The organism is Streptomyces sp. NPDC028991, from assembly GCF_055564775.1.
Genome location: NZ_JBVHVP010000003.1, coordinates 316,600 through 333,433, shown reverse-complemented (window position 1 = coordinate 333,433; position 16,834 = coordinate 316,600). Strand labels below are relative to the sequence as shown.

Below are 16,834 nucleotides of genomic sequence, written 5' to 3'. Positions count from 1 at the left end.
CAACACGGGGAGATCGGACCATGGTGCAGAACCAGGGACTCGGCTGGCTGCTGGACGACCTGACCGAACGCGTCGAACACGTCCGGCATGCGCTGGTGTTGTCCAACGACGGGCTGGTGACCGGCGCGAGTACGGGCCTGCGACGCGAGGACGCCGAACATCTCGCCGCCGTCTCGTCCGGCCTGCACAGCCTGGCCAAGGGCTCGGGTCGCCACTTCGGCGCGGGACAGGTACGGCAGACGATGGTCGAGTTCGACGACGCCGTGCTCTTCGTCACGGCTGCGGGCTCGGGCAGTTGCCTGTGCGTGCTCAGCGGCGCGGAAGCCGACATCGGCCAGATCGCCTACGAGATGACCCTCCTCGTGAACCGGGTCGGTGAACACCTCGACGTCGACGCGCGACAGCCGGGGCGGATATCGCCAACAGATCTCTGAGCTGCGCTTTTCCTGCTTCGGAGGAGGTGGCGTCAGAGTTTTCCACAGGCTCGCCACGGAGGACGCGGCAGCGGCTACGGTCTTGTGTCAGTCGGGCGCGTACGCCGCTCGGCCACACACTCCACGGGGGAGACGACCATGTCCCAGAACACCACCACGTACGAGACCAGGCCCGCCGCCGAGCAGATCGGCACCGCTCGCGGCACCTCGCTCGCACTGAACCGCGCCGCACGAGAGCTGGGCCTCAGGCGCAGTGAGTTCGACCTCGCCGTCCACCTCGGCCGCATCCGCACCGTACCCGACGAGGGAGGAGGCGGCAGGCGCGTCGCACGGGACGAGATCGAAAGGATCCGGGCGGCTGAAGGCTTCCCCCAGGCGCTGAGGGACAGCGTGCGGGCCGTCGGGACCACGGAGGGCGCGGCCCTCATGGAAGTGACCAGGGCCCGGTACACCCGCCTCGCACGACTGGGACTGCTGGTGCCCGTGCGCTTCTACGTGAATCGCTACCGCGCCGTCGTCTGGCTGTATCCGGCCGACGAGCTACGACAGTTCGCGGCCGACGAGAGGAACGCCGCACTGCTGAAGGGCCGTACGCCCGAGGGCCTGCGGGACCAGTTGACGGGAGGACTGGACCTGCGCCCCCGCAACTGGCGGGGGCGGCACCTGGGGTTCCTGCTCCGCCAGGCCAAGGACCCGTGGGCCCGGGCCGCGGCCGTAGCGTCACTGCTCGACCCGGTCGAGGTCTCCGGCGTCGTCAAGGACCCGTACGAGCGCTCGCACCTGCTTCGGTTCCGCCCGGCACCGCCTGCCCACGGTTCACCCGGCTCCCCGGCCGCGCAGCTCGCCGAGGAGATCATGACCGCGGCAGACCCGGACGAGATCGACTGGCTCCGCGCGGACCTGGCGGACGCGGTGGAAGCCGCTCGTGGACAGCGTCCGGCACCACGCCCGGCAGCACGCCCGGTCCTTCGCCCCGTGCCGGCCCCTCCCGCCCCGAAACCCACGCCGCACGAGGCGGAGGAATCCGGACGGTTCCGCGGCCTGCTCGGCCGGCTGTTGGGCAGAGAATCCTGACCTACAGGGCTCGGAACAGCCCTTCCTGGACGACGGACACCAGCATGCGTCCCTCCGCGTCATAGATCCGTCCCCGCGCCAGACCCCGCCCGCCGGTCGCGATCGGCGACTCCTGGTCGTACAGGAACCACTCGTCCGCGCGGAACGGCCGGTGGAACCACATGGCGTGGTCCAGCGACGCCATGTCGAATCCACGCGGACCCCACAGAGGTTCCACCGGGATGCGTACGGCGTCCAGGAGGGTCATGTCGCTGGCGTAGGTCAGGGCGCAGGTGTGCACGAGCGGGTCGTCGCCGAGCGGCCCGACCGCGCGCATCCACACCGCGCTGCGGGGCTCGGCGTCCTCGACCTCCTCGGCACTCCAGCGCAGCCGGTCCACATAGCGGATGTCGAAGGGCTGGCGGCGGGCCATCCGCTCGAACTGCTCCGGCAGTGCGCCCAGGTGCTCCCGCACCTCGTCGGCGACCGTCGGCAGGGACTCGGGGTCCGGGACCTTGCGGGCCGGAGGCAACTGGTGCTCGAAACTTCCCTGCTCAGGTCTGTGAAAGGAGGCGGTGAGCGTGAAGATCGTGCGGCCCTGCTGCACGGCGGTGACCCGGCGGGTCGTGAACGACCGCCCGTCCCGATCCCGTTCCACCTGGTACACGATCGGCACGCCCGGGCGTCCCGGGCGCAGGAAGTACGCGTGCAGCGAGTGCACCGGGCGGTCGCCCTCGGTCGTTCGGCCCGCGGCGACCAGCGCCTGGCCGGCCACCTGGCCGCCGAAGACCCGCTGCAGCGACTCCTCGGGGCTGCGGCCACGGAAGATGTTGACCTCGATCTGCTCCAGGTCGAGCAGGGCGACGAGGCTCTCGGCCGGATTCGTCATCGGTGGGATTCTCCTGTGCTCAAAGCTGGCCGACATCGGTGACGCGGACGACCGCCCGGCCCTCCGCGTCGGAGGCCGTGAGGTCGACCTCCGCGCTGATGCCCCAGTCGTGGTCGTCGTTCGGGTCGTCGAAGATCTGGCGTACGCGCCACAGGCCGTTCTGCGGCTCCTCCTCGATCACCAGCAGCTTGGGACCCCGGGCGTCGGGACCGGTGCCGAGGTCGTCGTACTCGTCCCAGTACTTGTCCATGGCCTCGCCCCACGCGTCGGCGTCCCAGCCGGCGTCGGAGTCCATCTCGCCCAGTGCCTCGACCTGGTCGAGGGCGGCCAACTCGACGCGGCGGAACATGGCGTTGCGGACCAGGACACGGAAGGCGCGCGCGTTGGCGGTGACCGGCCGCACCTGGTCGGCCTTCTCCTGCGCCTCCTCGGCGGTCATCTCCTCCGGATTGGCGAGCTGCTCCCACTCGTCCAGCAGGCTGGAGTCGACCTGGCGCACCATCTCACCGAGCCACTCGATCAGATCCTGCAGGTCGTCGGACTTCAGGTCGTCCGGGACGGTGTGGTCGAGGGCCTTGTAGGCGCTCGCCAGGTAGCGCAGCACGATGCCCTCGGTGCGGGCCAGCTCGTAGTGGGAGACCAGCTCCGTGAAGGTCAGCGCCCGCTCGTACATGTCCCGGATGACGGACTTCGGCGACAGCGGGTGGTCACCGACCCAGGGGTGGCTCCTGCGGTAGGTGTCGTAGGCGTGGAAGAGCAGCTCCTCCAGGGGCTTCGGGTACGTGACGTCCTGGAGGCGCTCCATGCGCTCCTCGTACTCGACGCCGTCCGCCTTCATCGCGGCCACGGCCTCACCACGTGCCTTGTTCTGCTGGGCGGCGAGGATCTGCCGCGGGTCGTCCAGCGTGGACTCCACGACGGAAACCATGTCCAGCGCGTACGACGGCGACTCGGGATCCAGCAGCTCGAAGGCGGCCAGGGCGAACGTGGAGAGCGGCTGGTTCAGCGCGAAGTCGTGCTGCAGGTCCACCGTGAGCCGGACGACGCGCCCCTCGGCGTCCGGCTGGTCGAGCTTCTCGACGATGCCGCCGTCCAGCAGCGAGCGGTAGATGGCGATCGCCCGACGAATGTGCCTGAGCTGCTGCTTGCGCGGCTCGTGGTTGTCCTCCAGCAGGTGCCGCATCGCCGCGAAGGCGTCACCGGGCCGGGCGATCACCGACAGCAGCATGGTGTGCGTGACCCGGAAACGGGACGTCAGCGGCTCCGGCTCGGAGGTGATGAGCTTCTCGAACGAGCTTTCCGACCAGGCCACGAAGCCCTCGGGGGCCTTCTTGCGGACGACCTTCCGACGCTTCTTCGGATCGTCACCGGCCTTGGCGAGAGCCTTCTCGTTCTCGACGACGTGCTCGGGTGCCTGGGCGACGACGAAGCCCTCCGTGTCGAATCCCGCGCGCCCGGCCCGGCCGGCGATCTGGTGGAACTCCCGGGCCCGCAGCGTGCGCACCCGGGTGCCGTCGTACTTGCTCAGCGCCGTGAACAGCACGGTGCGGATGGGGACGTTGACACCCACGCCGAGCGTGTCCGTTCCGCAGATCACCTTCAGCAGGCCGGCCTGCGCGAGCTTTTCCACCAGCCGCCGGTACTTGGGCAGCATGCCGGCGTGATGGACACCGATGCCGTGCCGGACGTAACGGGAGAGATTGCGGCCGAACTTCGTGGTGAAGCGGAAGTTGCCGATCAGTTCGGCGATCCGCTCCTTCTCCTCCCGCGTGCACATGTTGATGCTCATCAGAGCCTGCGCCCGCTCCACGGCCTGCGCCTGGGTGAAGTGCACGATGTAGACGGGAGCCTGCCGGGCCGCCAGCAGATCGGTGAGCGTCTCGGTGAGCGGCGTGTAGCGGTACTCGTAGGACAGCGGCACGGGCCGGGTGGCCGATCGGACCACCGCCGTGGGACGGCCGGTGCGGCGCGCGAGGTCCTTCTCGAAGAAGGAGACGTCACCGAGTGTGGCCGACATCAGGACGAACTGGGCCTGCGGCAGTTCCAGCAGGGGAATCTGCCAGGCCCAGCCGCGGTCCGGTTCCGCGTAGAAGTGGAACTCGTCCATGACGACCTGGCCGATGTCCGCGTGCTTGCCGTCACGCAGCGCGATGGACGCCAGGACCTCGGCGGTGCAGCAGATGACGGGGGCGTCCGCGTTGACGGAGGCGTCGCCGGTCAGCATGCCGACGTTCTCGGTGCCGAAGATCTTGCACAGCTCGAAGAACTTCTCCGACACCAGCGCCTTGATCGGGGCCGTGTAGAAGGTGACCTCGTCCCGGGCCAGGGCGGCGAAGTGGGCGCCCGCCGCGATCATGCTCTTGCCGGAGCCCGTGGGCGTCGACACGATCACGTTCGCGCCGGAGACCACCTCGATCAGCGCCTCCTCCTGATGGGGGTAGAGCGTGAGACCGCGTTCCTGGGCCCACGCCTCGAAGGCTTCGTACAGGGCATCGGGGTCGGCGGTCCGCGGCAGCTGATCGATGAGGGTCACGCACCCATCTTGCCTGGCCTCGGCCGTGATGAGGGAATCGGCTGTCCGTATGAAGATCACGAACGCTACGCTGGGTCGCCGGCGGGACATCAGCGGACCAGGACAACTGCACAGCGGCACACGAGGAATGGGGCGGGCAACGGCGATGATGGGACCAGCGCACTCACTGTCGGGCGCCGCGGCGTGGCTCGGCGTCGGGGCGGCGACAGCCGCCGCGGGGCACTCGATGCCCTGGCCGGTGCTGCTCGCCGGAGCCCTGATCTGTGCCGGAGCAGCGCTCGCCCCGGACCTCGATCACAAGGCGGCCACCATCTCCCGGGCCTTCGGACCGGTCTCACGGGGGCTGTGCGAAATCGTCGACAAGCTGTCGTACGCCGTCTACAAGGCCACGAAGAAGCAGGGCGACCCGCGCCGCTCCGGCGGGCACCGCACGCTGACGCACACCTGGCTGTGGGCCGTCCTGATCGGCGGGGGCACTTCGGTCCTGGCCATCACCGGTGGTCGCTGGGCGGTCCTGGCGATCCTCTTCGTGCACATGGTGCTGGCGATCGAGGGCCTGCTCTGGCGGGCGACCCGCGGCTCCAGCAGCGACGTACTGGTCTGGCTGCTGGCCGGGACCAGCGCCTGGATCCTCGCCGGGATACTGGACAAGCCGGACGGCGGCGCGGACTGGCTGTTCACCGCACCGGGCCAGGAGTACCTGTGGCTGGGGCTGCCGATCGTGCTCGGCGCGCTGGTGCACGACATCGGGGACGCGCTGACCGTCTCGGGCTGCCCCATACTCTGGCCGATACCCGTGGGCCGCAAGCGCTGGTACCCCATAGGCCCACCGAAGGCCATGCGGTTCCGGGCGGGCAGCTGGGTCGAGCTGAAGGTACTGATGCCGGCGTTCATGCTGCTCGGGGGAGTGGGCGGCGCGGCGGCACTCAACTTCATCTGAGAAACGAGCGGGATCCGGTCCGCTCAGCCGGCTCCGTCGGCACCCTGCGTCCCGTCCTGGCCGTAGCGCCGCTCGAAGCGGGCGACGCGCCCCTCCGAGTCGACCGTCCGGGCCTTGCCCGTGTAGAAGGGGTGGCTCTCCGAGGAGATCTCCACGTCCACCACCGGGTAGGTCTCACCGTCGTCCCACGCGATGGTCTGGTCGCTGGTCGCGGTGGACCGGGTGAGGAAGGCGTATCCGGCGCTGCGGTCACGGAAGACGACGGGCCGGTAGTCGGGATGCTTGTCCTGCTGCATGGCTGCTCCTCGTACGAGGCGGATCACGCGGATGACCGGGGTGACGGCGCTCGAACGCCGCCGTGGGTGGCGTCAGCCGGGCAGGGAGTCCTCGTCGACGACGTGCATCGCGGCCTCCTCGGCGGAGGCGGCCGCGCCGTCGATGCCCACGTCCATGGCGACCAGCGCCGGCTCCTCGTCCTCGTGCGCTCCCTCGTCGGGTGCCACGAGCCGGCCGGAACGGTCTGCGCCGACCTCGTTGTCCAGCAGTTCCCCGTCGGTGCCGTCGGAGTCGCCCAGTCCGTCGCCGTCGGGTGCGAGCACGTCCGGCCGTTCCTCGGCGAGCCGCTGCTCGAGGGTTTCGCCCCGGTGCCGTTCGGCGGCCGTCACCCCGGTGTGCTCCACCGCCCAGGGGCGTTCGGGCGGGGACCAGCCCCGGTCGAGGGGATCGTCGACACCGTCGTACTCGAGGGTGTCCTCGCCGTCGAGCAGGCCGGTGTCCTCCCGCTGCTCGGATCCGTCGGGCTGGTAGACGTCATCTCCCCATCCGTCGGCGCTTTTCACGGATACCTCCAGGGGGTGGGGACGGGCCCCTTCTCGCCGTGGACCGCGGCGGGCCGCCGCTGCACGGGGCACAAGCGTCACCCGTCTCGGAACCGCACGGTTCCCGGGCCTACCCCGAGCCGGTGCCTCCTCCCAGACTTCCACTCCCGTTCGGGACCGCGCAACGGCACGGCCGCCGAGCGGCGCCCCGGCACCCGCGCCCCGGCAGGCCGACCGGGGGCCCGCTCCGGCCGGCCAGGCACCCACAGCGTCCGTCGCGACTCGTCGCGCCCGACCGGGTCCAGACAGCGCCGACCGCGGCCGGCCGCAACCCGCCGCGACCGATCCAGCCGCCCGACGCCGGCCTCGGCGGCCCGGCCGGCCTGTGTCGCACCGACCGGGCAGTCGACCCAAGGAGCGTGCTCACCCGTGCCACGACCGCCACAGCGCCGCGTAGGCGCCGTCCGCCGCGACGAGCTCGTCGTGGCTTCCCAGCTCGCTGATCCGGCCCTTCTCGACGACGGCGATGACGTCCGCGTCGTGGGCGGTGTGCAGCCGGTGGGCGATCGCGACCACCGTGCGGCCGTCCAGGACCCGGGCAAGGGACCGTTCGAGGTGGCGAGCGGCCCGTGGATCGAGCAGGGACGTCGCCTCGTCCAGCACCAGGGTGTGCGGGTCGGCCAGCACCAGGCGGGCCAGCGCGATCTGCTGGGCCTGCGCCGGGGTGAGCGCGAAGCCGCCCGAGCCGACCTCGGTGTCCAGGCCGTCCTCGAGAGCGCGGGACCAGTCGTCCGCGTCGACCGCGCCCAGCGCCGCCCACAGCTCGGCGTCGGTGGCGCCGGTCCGGGCGAGGCGGAGGTTGTCGCGCAGCGAGCCCACGAACACGTGATGCTCCTGGTTGACGAGGGCGACGTGCGAGCGGACCCGTTCGGCGGACATCCGGGACAGCTCCGCGCCGCCCAGGGTGATCCGGCCGTCGCGGGGGCCGTAGATGCCGGCCAGCAGCCTGCCCAGCGTGGACTTGCCGGCGCCCGAGGGACCGACCAGCGCGAGCCTCGTGCCGGGGGCGACCTCCAGCGACACCTTGCGCAGGACGTCCACGCCCTCCAGGTAGCCGAAGTGCACGCGGTCGGCGTGCACGTGCCGTCCGTCGGGCGCCAGCGAAGGGTCACCGGCGTCCGGCTCGATGTCCCGCACGCCCACCAGCCGGGCCAGCGACACCTGGGCCACCTGGAGCTCGTCGTACCAGCGCAGGATGATGCCGACCGGGTCGACGAGCATCTGCGCGATCAGGGCCGCGGTGGTCAGCTGACCGACTCCGATCCAGCCCTGCAGGACGAACACACCACCGATCATCAGGACGGAGGCGAGCACGGTCACATGGGTGACGTTGATGACCGGGAAGAGCACCGACCGCAGCCAGAGCGTGTAGCGTTCCCAGGCCGTCCACTCCTCGATCCGCCGCTCCGACAGCTCGATGCGACGGGCGTCCAGGCGGTGGGACTCGACGGTGCGCCCGGCGTCCACGGTCTCGGCGAGCGCCGCGGCCACGGCGGCGTACCCCGCGGCCTCCGAGCGGTAGGCGGAGGGCGCCCGCCGGAAGTACCACCGGCAGCCGACCACCAGCAGCGGCACCGCGATGAGTACCGCGGGCGCCAGCGGCGGGGCCGTGACCACGAGCCCGCCGAGCAGCAGCACCACCCACACCACGCCGATGGCGAGCTGGGGCACGGCCTCGCGCATGGCGTTGGCGAGCCGGTCGATGTCGGTGGTGATCCGGGAGAGCAGATCGCCCGTGCCGGCCCGTTCCAGCACGCCGGGCGGCAGGCCGACCGACCGCACGAGGAAGTCCTCGCGCAGGTCGGCCAGCATCCGCTCGCCGAGCATGGCCCCGCGCAGCCGCACCTCGCGTACGAACACGGCCTGTACGACGAGCGCGAGCACGAACAGTGCGGCCGTGAGACCGAGGTGCAGCTCGCGCGCGTCGTCCGAGACCCGTTCCACGAGCCCGCCCAGCAGGTAGGGGCCCGCCATCGAGGCGATCACGGCGACGGTGTTGACGGTGACGAGGAAGAGGAACGCGCGGCGGTGCCGGCGCAGCAGTTCTCCCGCGTACGCGCGTACGGTCGCGGGCGCGCCGACGGGCAGGGTGCTCGCCGTCGTCGGGACCGCCGGGTCGTAGGACGGTGGCGCGACGCCGATCATGCCGTCTCCTCGATCTCTTCCAGTCGGTGCAGTACGTCGTCGTCGCCGAGGGCATCGCCGTCCGGGGCCTTGCCGAGGCTCTCCTGGAGGGCCTTCGCCGGCTGGTCCCCGGCCGGCGGCCCGTTCCGGTGCGTCGCGGTCTCCCCGTCGGTCTCGCGGGTCACCACCGCCCGGTACCGGGGCTCGGTGTGCAGCAGGTCCCGGTGCGTGCCGACCGCCGCGACCTCGCCCTGGTGCAGGAACACGATCCGGTCCGCGCGGTCCAGCAGCAGCGGCGACGAGGTGAAGACCACCGTGGTGCGTCCGGCGCGCAGGGTACGCAGCCCCTGCGCGATCCGTGCCTCGGTGTGCGAGTCCACGGCGGAGGTCGGCTCGTCGAGGACCAGCGCCCCCGGGTCCGTGATCAGGGACCGGGCCAGGGCCAGCCGCTGGCGCTGGCCACCCGACAGTGAGCGGCCCCGCTCGGTGATGCGGGCGTCCATCGGGTCCTCGGCGCCGAGCGATCCCTGCGCGAGTGCCGCCAGGACGTCGTCGCACTGGGCGGCGGCGAGGGCGTCCTCGGCACCGACCGCACCGGACGCGGGCACGTCGAGCAGCTCACGCAGTGTTCCGGAGAGCAGCACCGGGTCCTTGTCCTGGACCAGGACCGCGGTGCGCGCGGAGTTCAGTGGCAGCTCGTCGAGCGGTACCCCGCCCAGCAGCGCCGAGGCTCCCTGTTCCGAGGGGTGCCCGCCGAGCCGTTCCGCCAGGCGTCCGGCCTGGTCGGGGTCGCCGCAGACCACGGCGGTGAACCGGCCCGCCGGGGCGAGGAGACCGGTGGTGGGGTCGTACAGGTCCCCGGCCGGGACCTCGGCGGCGCGCGACCCCGCGGTGTCGGTGGCCCGCTCCAGCGCCAGCACCCGTGCGGCCCGCTTGGCCGAGGGCCGCGAGAAGGAGTACGCCATCGCGATCTCCTCGAAGTGCCGAAGCGGGTAGGTGAGGATCATGACGGAGCTGTAGACGGTGACGAGTTCGCCGACGCCGATGCGGCCCTCGCGAGCCAGGTGGACGCCGTGCCAGACCACCGCGATCAGCAGCAGGCCCGGCAGCAGGACCTGGATCGCGGAGATCAGGGACCACATGCGCGCGCTGCGTACGGCCGCGTGACGTACCTCCTGGGAGGCACCGCGGTAGCGGTCGAGGAAGAGCTCCTCGCCGCCGATGCCGCGGAGCACGCGCAGTCCCGCGACCGTGTCCGAGGCGAGTTCGGTGGCGCGGCCGGCCTTCTCGCGCTGGACGTCGGCCCGCCGGGTCGCCCGGGGCAGCAGGGGCAGTACCGCGAGGGCCAGCACCGGCAGGCCCAGGATCACGACGACGCCGAGCGCCGGTTCGTAGACGACCAGGGCCACGCAGACCAGGACGATGGTCACGGCCGCCGCGGTGAAGCGGGAGACGGCCTCCACGAACCAGCCGATCTTCTCGACGTCGCCGGTGGACACGGCCACGACCTCGCCCGCCGCGACGCGTCGGGTCAGTGCCGAGCCCAGCAGCGCGGTCTTGCGGGCCAGCAGTTGCTGGACGCGGGCCGCGGCGGTGATCCAGTTGGTGACGGCGGCGCGGTGCAGGAAGGTGTCGCCGATCGCGTTGCCCGCGCAGCACAGCACCATGACCCCGCCGGCGAGGGCGAGCCGGGTGCCGGACCGGTCGACGACGGCCTGGATGGCGAGACCGACGCAGAAGGGCAGGGCGGACACGGAGGCGAAGTGCAGCAGACCCCAGGCCAGTGACCTGAGTTGTCCACCCAGCTGGTTGCGGAACAGCCACCACAGGAATCGAGGGCCCGAGCGTGCGTCCGGCACGCCCGGGTCGGGATACGGAAGGTCTTGGATCTGCATGACGTCCCAGTGGCTCGTGTCAGGAAGTGCCGTTGCGATGCGGCATCAAGAGACTGCAAACCGTGAAAGGTTCGCGTCGCGGGGCGCTCAAAATCAAGCGGTTTTCCGCGGTGGGGTACGAATCCGGCTGCCGTCCCTCGCACCGCTCCCGTGCCGGACCGATCGCGAGTGCGACCATGGGCCGATGCGGAGCGGTGGAGCACGGCGTACGGCGGTCGCGATGGTGGCCCTCGGAACCCTGATGACGGCGCTGTCCGCGTGCGGCGGCCCGTCCGGGCACGGCGCGGACGGGCCGCCGCCGAGCGATCCCGCCGGCGACGGCGCGGGCCGAAGCGGTGCCACCACGGCCGGCCCGACACGGATCCCCGGCGTCGGCGACCGGCTCCAGAGCCGCATCCCCGCGGACTCCCGTCAGGTCGTCGCGGTGTACGGCGACGGCAGGGACTCCGCCGACTCGACCGTGGTGCTGTACACGAAGCGGGGTTCCGCCTGGCACCGGGCCCGCAGTTGGGCGGCGCACAACGGCACGAAGGGATGGACGACCGACCACCACGAGAACGACAGGCGCAGCCCCGTCGGTGTGTTCACGCTCAGCGACGCGGGCGGTGTCCTCCCGGACCCGGAACCGGCCCCCGGCGCCGGGCTGCCGTACACCCGGTCCGCCGCCTTGGCGGCACCGAGGTGGTGGGACAAGGCGTACTGGCACGACTTCGACTACGTCATCGCCGTCGACTACAACCGGGTCAGGGGCACTCCGCCGAACGACCCGACCCGTCCGGAGGGCGCGTCCAAGGGCGGCGGGATCTGGCTGCACATGGACCACGGCAGCGGTACTTCGGGCTGCGTCAGCCTGCCCGAACCGGCGATGGAGTACCTGCTCCGCACGCTGGATCCGGACCGGCACCCGGTGACGGTCATGGGGGACCGGGCGCATCTGAGGGCCTGACCACGCGCCTCGGGAACACGCCTCCCGCCGGCCTCGCCCGCCCCGAGGTCACGCCCCTGGTCGGCCTCGCCCGGCTTCCGGTCCGTCGATCAGCGTGTCCAACAGCCCGCCGAGCACCGTGCGCTGCTCGTCGGTCAGCGGGGCCAGGATCTCCTCGGCTGCGGACCGGCGCGCGCCGTGCAGTTCCCGCAAGGCCGCGCGCCCGTCGTCGGTGAGCTCGATCCGGATCACCCGGCGGTTGGCGGGGTCCGGGACGCGGCGTGCCTTGCCGGCGGCCTCCAGCCCGTCGACCAGCGTCGTCACCGCCCGCGGCACGACTTCCAGGCGCTCGGCCAGATCGGCCATCCGAGGCGGCGAGTCGTAGTGCGCCAGGGTGCGCAGCAGCCGGGACTGGGCCGGTGTGATGCCGAGGTCGCGGTGCTCCAGGTGGCGCTTCTGGATGCGGTGCACCCGGCGGGTGAGCCGCAGCAACTGCTCGGCGAGCAGGCCGTCGGAATCGGGGGCGGTCATACGGGAACAATATCAGGATGATGTTCATTGTGAGTATAGGTAACAATGACCTACGATCCGTTAGGCCCCCGACAGACGCGCGGCCTTCCGAAGGAGCCCATGCACCCCGATCGCGAATCCACCTCGACCGCACCGGCCGACGCCGAGGAACAGCCCCGGCAGGTGCGCCGCATCCTCAAGCTGTTCCGCCCCTACCGCGGCCGCCTCGCGGTCGTCGGACTCCTGGTCGGTGCCGCGTCGCTGGTGTCGGTCGCCACCCCGTTCCTGCTCAAGGAGATCCTCGACGTCGCGCTCCCCGAGGGGCGCACGGGCCTGCTGAGCCTGCTCGCCCTCGGCATGATCCTCGGCGCCGTCCTCACCAGCGTCTTCGGCGTGCTGCAGACGCTGATCTCCACGACCGTCGGCCAGCGCGTCATGCACGACCTGCGCACCGCCGTCTACGGCCGGCTGCAACGGATGTCCCTCGCCTTCTTCACCCGCACCCGAACCGGTGAGGTCCAGTCCCGCATCGCCAACGACATCGGCGGCATGCAGGCCACCGTCACCTCCACGGCGACCTCCCTGGTCTCCAACCTCACCAGCGTGGTCGCCACGATCGTCGCGATGGTGGTCCTCGACTGGCGCCTGACCGTCGTCTCGCTAGTCCTGCTCCCCGTCTTCGTGTGGATCAGCCGCAGGGTCGGCAGGGAGCGCCGGAAGATCACCACCCGGCGGCAGAAGCAGATGGCGGCGATGGCCGCCACGGTCACCGAGTCGCTCTCCGTCAGCGGCATCCTGCTCGGTCGCACCATGGGCCGCTCCGACTCGCTCAGCCGCGCCTTCTCCGACGAGTCCGAGAGTCTGGTCGACCTCGAAGTGAGGTCGAACATGGCGGGGCGCTGGCGGATGGCCGTCATCACGATCGTCATGGCGGCCATGCCGGCCGTCATCTACTGGACCGCGGGCATCGCCCTGCAACTCGGCGGTCCGGGCGTCTCCCTCGGCACGATCGTCGCCTTCGTCTCGCTCCAGCAGGGACTCTTCCGGCCTGCCGTGAGCCTGCTGTCGACCGGCGTCCAGATCCAGGCGTCGCTCGCGCTCTTCCAGCGCATCTTCGAGTACCTCGACCTGCCGGTCGACATCACCGAGCGGGACGACGCCGTCCACCTCGACCACGTCAAGGGCGAGGTCCGCTTCGAGAACGTCGAGTTCCGTTACGACGGCAAGGCCGCCCCGATCCTCGACGGCATCGACATCACCGTTCCGGCCGGCAGCAGTCTGGCCGTCGTCGGCCCGACCGGCGCCGGCAAGTCCACGCTGGGCCACCTGGTGCCCAGGCTGTACGACGTGACCGGCGGCCGGGTCACCCTCGACGGGGTCGACGTGCGTGACCTGGACTTCGACACCGTCGCCCGTGCCGTCGGCGTCGTCTCGCAGGAGACGTACCTCTTCCACGCCTCGGTCGCCGAGAACCTGCGCTTCGCCAAGCCGGACGCCACCGACGCGGAACTGGAGGAGGCGGCGCGGGCGGCCCAGATCCACGACCACATCGCCGGCCTGCCCGACGGCTACGACACGGTGGTCGGCGAACGCGGGCACCGATTCTCCGGCGGTGAGAAGCAGCGTCTGGCCATCGCCCGCACCATCCTGCGCGACCCGCCCGTCCTGGTCCTCGACGAGGCGACCAGTGCCCTGGACACCCGTACCGAGGCCGCGGTGCAGGACGCCATCGACGCCCTCTCCGCCAACCGCACCACGATCACCATCGCGCACCGGCTGTCCACCGTCCGGGGCGCCGACCGGATCGTGGTCCTCGACTCCGGGCGCCTGGCCGAGCAGGGCAGGCACGAGGAGCTGCTGGAGCGGGACGGGCGGTATGCGGCGCTGGTCCGCAGGGACGCCCGACTGGAGCCGACAAGATGACGATATGCCAGGTTTGCGTGCGAATGGGGGTTACCGTGCCCGCATGCAGACGAACACTCCGCGACGGAGCACGAGAGGCAGCAGGAGAACGATCCGACTGACGCGCCGGGGCCGCATCGCCCTGATCGTGACCGGCGCCGTCGTGGCCGGTACCGCCGTGGCGGTGCCGCTGCTGACGACGGACGACGAGGGCGAGTCCCGCCCGACGTCCCTGGTCATCCCGGAGGGCTGGCGCGCGACCCAGGTCTACGAGGCCGTCGACAAGATCCTCGCCCTGCCCCCGGGCACCACCAAGAAGTCCCTCGCCAAGGCCAACCTCAAGCTGCCGAACGACGCCGAGGGCAACCCCGAGGGTTATCTCTTCCCGGCGACCTACCCGCTCGGTGAGAGCCCGACGCCGGAGAAGCTGCTGACGGCCATGGTCGACACGGCGAACGAGAAGTTCACCGGCGCGCCGATCGCCGCGGGCGCCCAGCGCAACGCGCTGAACGTCTATCAGGCGGTCACCATCGCCAGCATCGTGCAGGCGGAGGCCGCCGCCAAGGAGGACATGGGCAAGGTGGCCCGGGTGATCTTCAACCGGCTGGAACGCGGCATGCCGCTGCAGATGGACTCCACCATCAACTACGCCCTGGGCCGTTCCACCCTGAAGACCACCACCAAGGACACCAGGATCGACAGCCCCTACAACTCCTACCAGCGCATGGGGCTGCCGCCCACTCCCATCGCCAACCCCGGCGACGAGGCGATGAGTGCCGCGATCAACCCGACCCCCGGCGACTGGCTGTACTTCGTCACGGTCAAGCCCGGCGACACCCGATTCACCGCCGACTACGCCGAACACCAGCGCAACGTCGCCGAGTTCAACCGCACTCGGGAGAGCGCCTCGAAGGAGGCGGCCGCGGCCAAGTGAGCCGGCGGGGCGTCACGCGGCGACCGGCTCCCCCTCGGCCAGCAGCCGCCTGATGTCCCGTACGGCGGCGCGTCCGGCCCGGTTGGCGCCGATGGTGCTGGCCGACGGTCCGTAGCCGACCAGGTGGATACGCGGGTCGGCGACCGCGCGCGTCCCCTCGACCCGGATCCCGCCACCCGCCTCCCGCAGCCGCAGCGGCCGCAGGTGGTCGATGGCGGCCCGGAACCCGGTCGCCCACAGGATGACGTCGGCGGCCACCCGCCGCCCGCCGCTCCACTCGGCCCCCTCGGGCGTGATCCGCTGGAACATGGGCCGCCGGTCCAGCACTCCCGACTCCAGCCCCGCCCGGATCGCGTCGTTCAGCGGTAGCCCCGTCACCGACACCACGCTCTTCGGCGGCAGTCCCTGCCGCACCCGTTCCTCCACCAGCGCCACCGCGGCCCGGCCCGCGTCCTCGTCGAAGGGACCTTCGCGGAAGACCGGCGGCCGCCTGGTCACCCACGTGGTGGCAGCGGCGTACGGGGCGATCTCCAGCAGATGCTGCGTCCCCGAGGCGCCCCCGCCCACCACGAGCACGCGCTGCCCGGCGAACTCCTCGGGACCGGCGTACCGCGCGGTGTGCAGTTGCCGCCCCCGGAAGGTCTCCTGCCCCGGATAGCGCGGCCAGAAGGGCCGGTCCCAGGTGCCGGTCGCGTTGATCAGCGCCCGTGTCGACCAGGCCCCGGCAGACGTCTCGACGAGCAGCCGCCCGCCCGTCCCCTCGCGCACCGCGCGGACGTCGACGGGCCGCCGCACTCGCAGGCCGAAGGTCCGCTCGTAAGCCGCGAAGTACTCGCCGACCACCTCGGCGGACGGCCGCGCCGGGTCCGCCCCGGTCAGCTCCATGCCCGGGAGGGCGTGCATCCCGTGCACCTTGCCGTACGTCAGCGACGGCCAGCGGAACTGCCAGGCGCCGCCGGGTCCGGGGGAGTGGTCGAGCACCACGAAGTCGCGTTCCGGCTCGAACCCGGTGCGCCGCAGGTGGTAGGCCGCGGCGAGGCCCGCCTGACCGGCACCGATGACGACGACCTCGACCTCACGGGTACCGGCCTCACCTGTCTCGGCCTCACGTGTCCCCACCCCGTGCGTCCCGACCCCGTACGCCCCGGTCCCGTACGCCCCGGTTCCGTGCGTCCCGGTCCCGTGCGTCCCGGCCCCGTACGCCCCGGTCCCGGGCGTCCCGACCTCGTGTGTGTTGTTCACACTTCTACCAACGGAGGCGAGGGCCTCGGTCTTCCCCGCTCCGCCCCGGTGTGATCACCGCCCGAGGCTCCCGCGCCCGGCCCGCCGGGTGCGTCAGGATGGGAGACATGCCAGATTCCTTCATCACCCGAGTACTGAACGTGGCCACCGGCTCGGCTGAGCGGGTCGCCGACATCACCGGTGACTGCGAGTCCTTCCTGCGCGAGGCGGCGGCCGGGCGCGACGGCCTGCTCAACGTCTTCGTCCCGCACGCCACCGCCGGGATCGCGATCATCGAGACGGGAGCGGGCAGCGACAACGACCTGCTGGCCGCCCTGCACACCCTGCTCCCCGCCGACGACCGCTGGCAGCACCGCCACGGCAGCCCCGGCCACGGCCGGGATCACGTCCTGCCGGCCTTCGTACCACCGCACGCGACGCTGCCGGTGATCGGTGGACGGCTGGAACTGGGAACCTGGCAGTCGGTGTGCCTGGTGGATACCAACAAGGACAATCCCGACCGCCAGGTGCGGTTGTCATTCCTCGGGTAGGGCCTCCTCTGCCGCCGGTGGCGCACGCTCGGTCGAGAAGAGCGA

General features: G+C 71.5%; 15 protein-coding genes. 7 read left to right on the top strand and 8 right to left on the bottom strand.

Features of this window, described 5'->3' with window-relative positions; all coding sequences use genetic code 11:
- The first annotated feature begins 20 nt into the window (after positions 1 to 20).
- Both ACZ4V1_RS09115 and ACZ4V1_RS09110 read left to right on the top strand, forming a co-directional pair.
- Entirely contained in the window at positions 21 to 434 is a 414-nt protein-coding gene (locus tag ACZ4V1_RS09115; protein ID WP_468331711.1) for a roadblock/LC7 domain-containing protein, read from the top strand.
- Between the two features lie 138 nt (positions 435 to 572).
- Complete coding sequence (locus ACZ4V1_RS09110; protein ID WP_468331708.1) at positions 573 to 1,508, top strand: DUF6397 family protein; 936 nt, start codon at positions 573 to 575, stop codon at positions 1,506 to 1,508.
- 1 nt (position 1,509) lies between these two features.
- On the opposite strand, the gene ACZ4V1_RS09105 is transcribed toward ACZ4V1_RS09110, so the two are convergent.
- The gene (locus ACZ4V1_RS09105) at positions 1,510 to 2,376 is read right to left on the bottom strand and encodes an acyl-CoA thioesterase (protein ID WP_468331705.1); all 867 of its coding nucleotides are present in this window, start codon (positions 2,374 to 2,376) and stop codon (positions 1,510 to 1,512) included.
- A 19-nt stretch (positions 2,377 to 2,395) separates the two neighbouring features.
- On the bottom strand, positions 2,396 to 4,909 hold the full coding sequence (locus ACZ4V1_RS09100) for a DEAD/DEAH box helicase (RefSeq protein ID WP_468331702.1): 2,514 nt from the start codon (positions 4,907 to 4,909) through the stop codon (positions 2,396 to 2,398).
- A 145-nt stretch (positions 4,910 to 5,054) separates the two neighbouring features.
- On the opposite strand from ACZ4V1_RS09100, the gene ACZ4V1_RS09095 reads away from it, so the two are divergent.
- A complete protein-coding gene (locus ACZ4V1_RS09095) occupies positions 5,055 to 5,849 on the top strand; it encodes a metal-dependent hydrolase (RefSeq protein WP_375916079.1) in 795 nt (264 codons plus the stop codon).
- A gap of 23 nt (positions 5,850 to 5,872) precedes the next feature.
- On the opposite strand, the gene ACZ4V1_RS09090 is transcribed toward ACZ4V1_RS09095, so the two are convergent.
- The 4 genes from ACZ4V1_RS09090 to ACZ4V1_RS09075 all read right to left on the bottom strand — a co-directional run bounded on the left by ACZ4V1_RS09090 (position 5,873) and on the right by ACZ4V1_RS09075 (position 10,746).
- Positions 5,873 to 6,145 carry a type B 50S ribosomal protein L31 gene (locus tag ACZ4V1_RS09090; protein ID WP_468331698.1) on the bottom strand — a complete coding sequence of 91 codons (273 nt, stop codon included), beginning with the start codon at positions 6,143 to 6,145 and terminating at the stop codon, positions 5,873 to 5,875.
- A gap of 72 nt (positions 6,146 to 6,217) precedes the next feature.
- Complete coding sequence (locus ACZ4V1_RS09085; RefSeq protein WP_468331695.1) at positions 6,218 to 6,688, bottom strand: DUF5709 domain-containing protein; 471 nt, start codon at positions 6,686 to 6,688, stop codon at positions 6,218 to 6,220.
- A gap of 402 nt (positions 6,689 to 7,090) precedes the next feature.
- On the bottom strand, positions 7,091 to 8,872 hold the full coding sequence (locus ACZ4V1_RS09080) for an ABC transporter ATP-binding protein (RefSeq protein ID WP_468331692.1): 1,782 nt from the start codon (positions 8,870 to 8,872) through the stop codon (positions 7,091 to 7,093).
- Positions 8,869 to 10,746, bottom strand: a complete 1,878-nt coding sequence (locus ACZ4V1_RS09075) for an ABC transporter ATP-binding protein (protein WP_468331689.1) — start codon at positions 10,744 to 10,746, stop codon at positions 8,869 to 8,871. The genes ACZ4V1_RS09080 and ACZ4V1_RS09075 overlap by 4 nt, the downstream gene beginning before the upstream one ends.
- Before the next feature lie 184 nt (positions 10,747 to 10,930).
- On the opposite strand from ACZ4V1_RS09075, the gene ACZ4V1_RS09070 reads away from it, so the two are divergent.
- Complete coding sequence (locus ACZ4V1_RS09070; protein WP_468331686.1) at positions 10,931 to 11,692, top strand: L,D-transpeptidase family protein; 762 nt, start codon at positions 10,931 to 10,933, stop codon at positions 11,690 to 11,692.
- 48 nt (positions 11,693 to 11,740) lie between these two features.
- Here ACZ4V1_RS09070 and ACZ4V1_RS09065 read toward each other — a convergent pair whose 3' ends face one another.
- Positions 11,741 to 12,202, bottom strand: a complete 462-nt coding sequence (locus ACZ4V1_RS09065) for a MarR family winged helix-turn-helix transcriptional regulator (RefSeq protein ID WP_468331683.1) — start codon at positions 12,200 to 12,202, stop codon at positions 11,741 to 11,743.
- A gap of 99 nt (positions 12,203 to 12,301) precedes the next feature.
- On the opposite strand from ACZ4V1_RS09065, the gene ACZ4V1_RS09060 reads away from it, so the two are divergent.
- Complete coding sequence (locus ACZ4V1_RS09060; protein ID WP_468331680.1) at positions 12,302 to 14,104, top strand: ABC transporter ATP-binding protein; 1,803 nt, start codon at positions 12,302 to 12,304, stop codon at positions 14,102 to 14,104.
- A gap of 43 nt (positions 14,105 to 14,147) precedes the next feature.
- Positions 14,148 to 15,017 carry an endolytic transglycosylase MltG gene (mltG, locus tag ACZ4V1_RS09055; RefSeq protein WP_468331677.1) on the top strand — a complete coding sequence of 290 codons (870 nt, stop codon included), beginning with the start codon at positions 14,148 to 14,150 and terminating at the stop codon, positions 15,015 to 15,017.
- A 12-nt stretch (positions 15,018 to 15,029) separates the two neighbouring features.
- On the opposite strand, the gene ACZ4V1_RS09050 is transcribed toward mltG, so the two are convergent.
- Positions 15,030 to 16,136, bottom strand: a complete 1,107-nt coding sequence (locus tag ACZ4V1_RS09050) for an NAD(P)-binding domain-containing protein (protein WP_468331674.1) — start codon at positions 16,134 to 16,136, stop codon at positions 15,030 to 15,032.
- Positions 16,137 to 16,366: 230 nt separating this feature from the next.
- Here ACZ4V1_RS09050 and ACZ4V1_RS09045 point away from each other — a divergent pair, with 230 nt between their 5' ends.
- Positions 16,367 to 16,789 carry a YjbQ family protein gene (locus ACZ4V1_RS09045; protein WP_468331672.1) on the top strand — a complete coding sequence of 141 codons (423 nt, stop codon included), beginning with the start codon at positions 16,367 to 16,369 and terminating at the stop codon, positions 16,787 to 16,789.
- Positions 16,790 to 16,834 lie beyond the last annotated feature (45 nt).

Bases quoted from the DNA above. Each gene is read 5' to 3' on its own strand.
- ACZ4V1_RS09110 (WP_468331708.1), top strand. From the start codon at position 573: ATGTCCCAGAACACCACCACGTACGAGACCAGGCCCGCCGCCGAGCAG.
- ACZ4V1_RS09080 (WP_468331692.1), bottom strand. From the start codon at position 8,872: ATGATCGGCGTCGCGCCACCGTCCTACGACCCGGCGGTCCCGACGACG.
- mltG (WP_468331677.1), top strand. From the start codon at position 14,148: ATGCAGACGAACACTCCGCGACGGAGCACGAGAGGCAGCAGGAGAACG.
- ACZ4V1_RS09115 (WP_468331711.1), top strand. From the start codon at position 21: ATGGTGCAGAACCAGGGACTCGGCTGGCTGCTGGACGACCTGACCGAA.
- ACZ4V1_RS09060 (WP_468331680.1), top strand. From the start codon at position 12,302: ATGCACCCCGATCGCGAATCCACCTCGACCGCACCGGCCGACGCCGAG.
- ACZ4V1_RS09045 (WP_468331672.1), top strand. From the start codon at position 16,367: ATGCCAGATTCCTTCATCACCCGAGTACTGAACGTGGCCACCGGCTCG.
- ACZ4V1_RS09090 (WP_468331698.1), bottom strand. From the start codon at position 6,145: ATGCAGCAGGACAAGCATCCCGACTACCGGCCCGTCGTCTTCCGTGAC.
- ACZ4V1_RS09095 (WP_375916079.1), top strand. From the start codon at position 5,055: ATGATGGGACCAGCGCACTCACTGTCGGGCGCCGCGGCGTGGCTCGGC.
- ACZ4V1_RS09070 (WP_468331686.1), top strand. From the start codon at position 10,931: ATGCGGAGCGGTGGAGCACGGCGTACGGCGGTCGCGATGGTGGCCCTC.
- ACZ4V1_RS09105 (WP_468331705.1), bottom strand. From the start codon at position 2,376: ATGACGAATCCGGCCGAGAGCCTCGTCGCCCTGCTCGACCTGGAGCAG.
- ACZ4V1_RS09065 (WP_468331683.1), bottom strand. From the start codon at position 12,202: ATGACCGCCCCCGATTCCGACGGCCTGCTCGCCGAGCAGTTGCTGCGG.
- ACZ4V1_RS09075 (WP_468331689.1), bottom strand. From the start codon at position 10,746: ATGCAGATCCAAGACCTTCCGTATCCCGACCCGGGCGTGCCGGACGCA.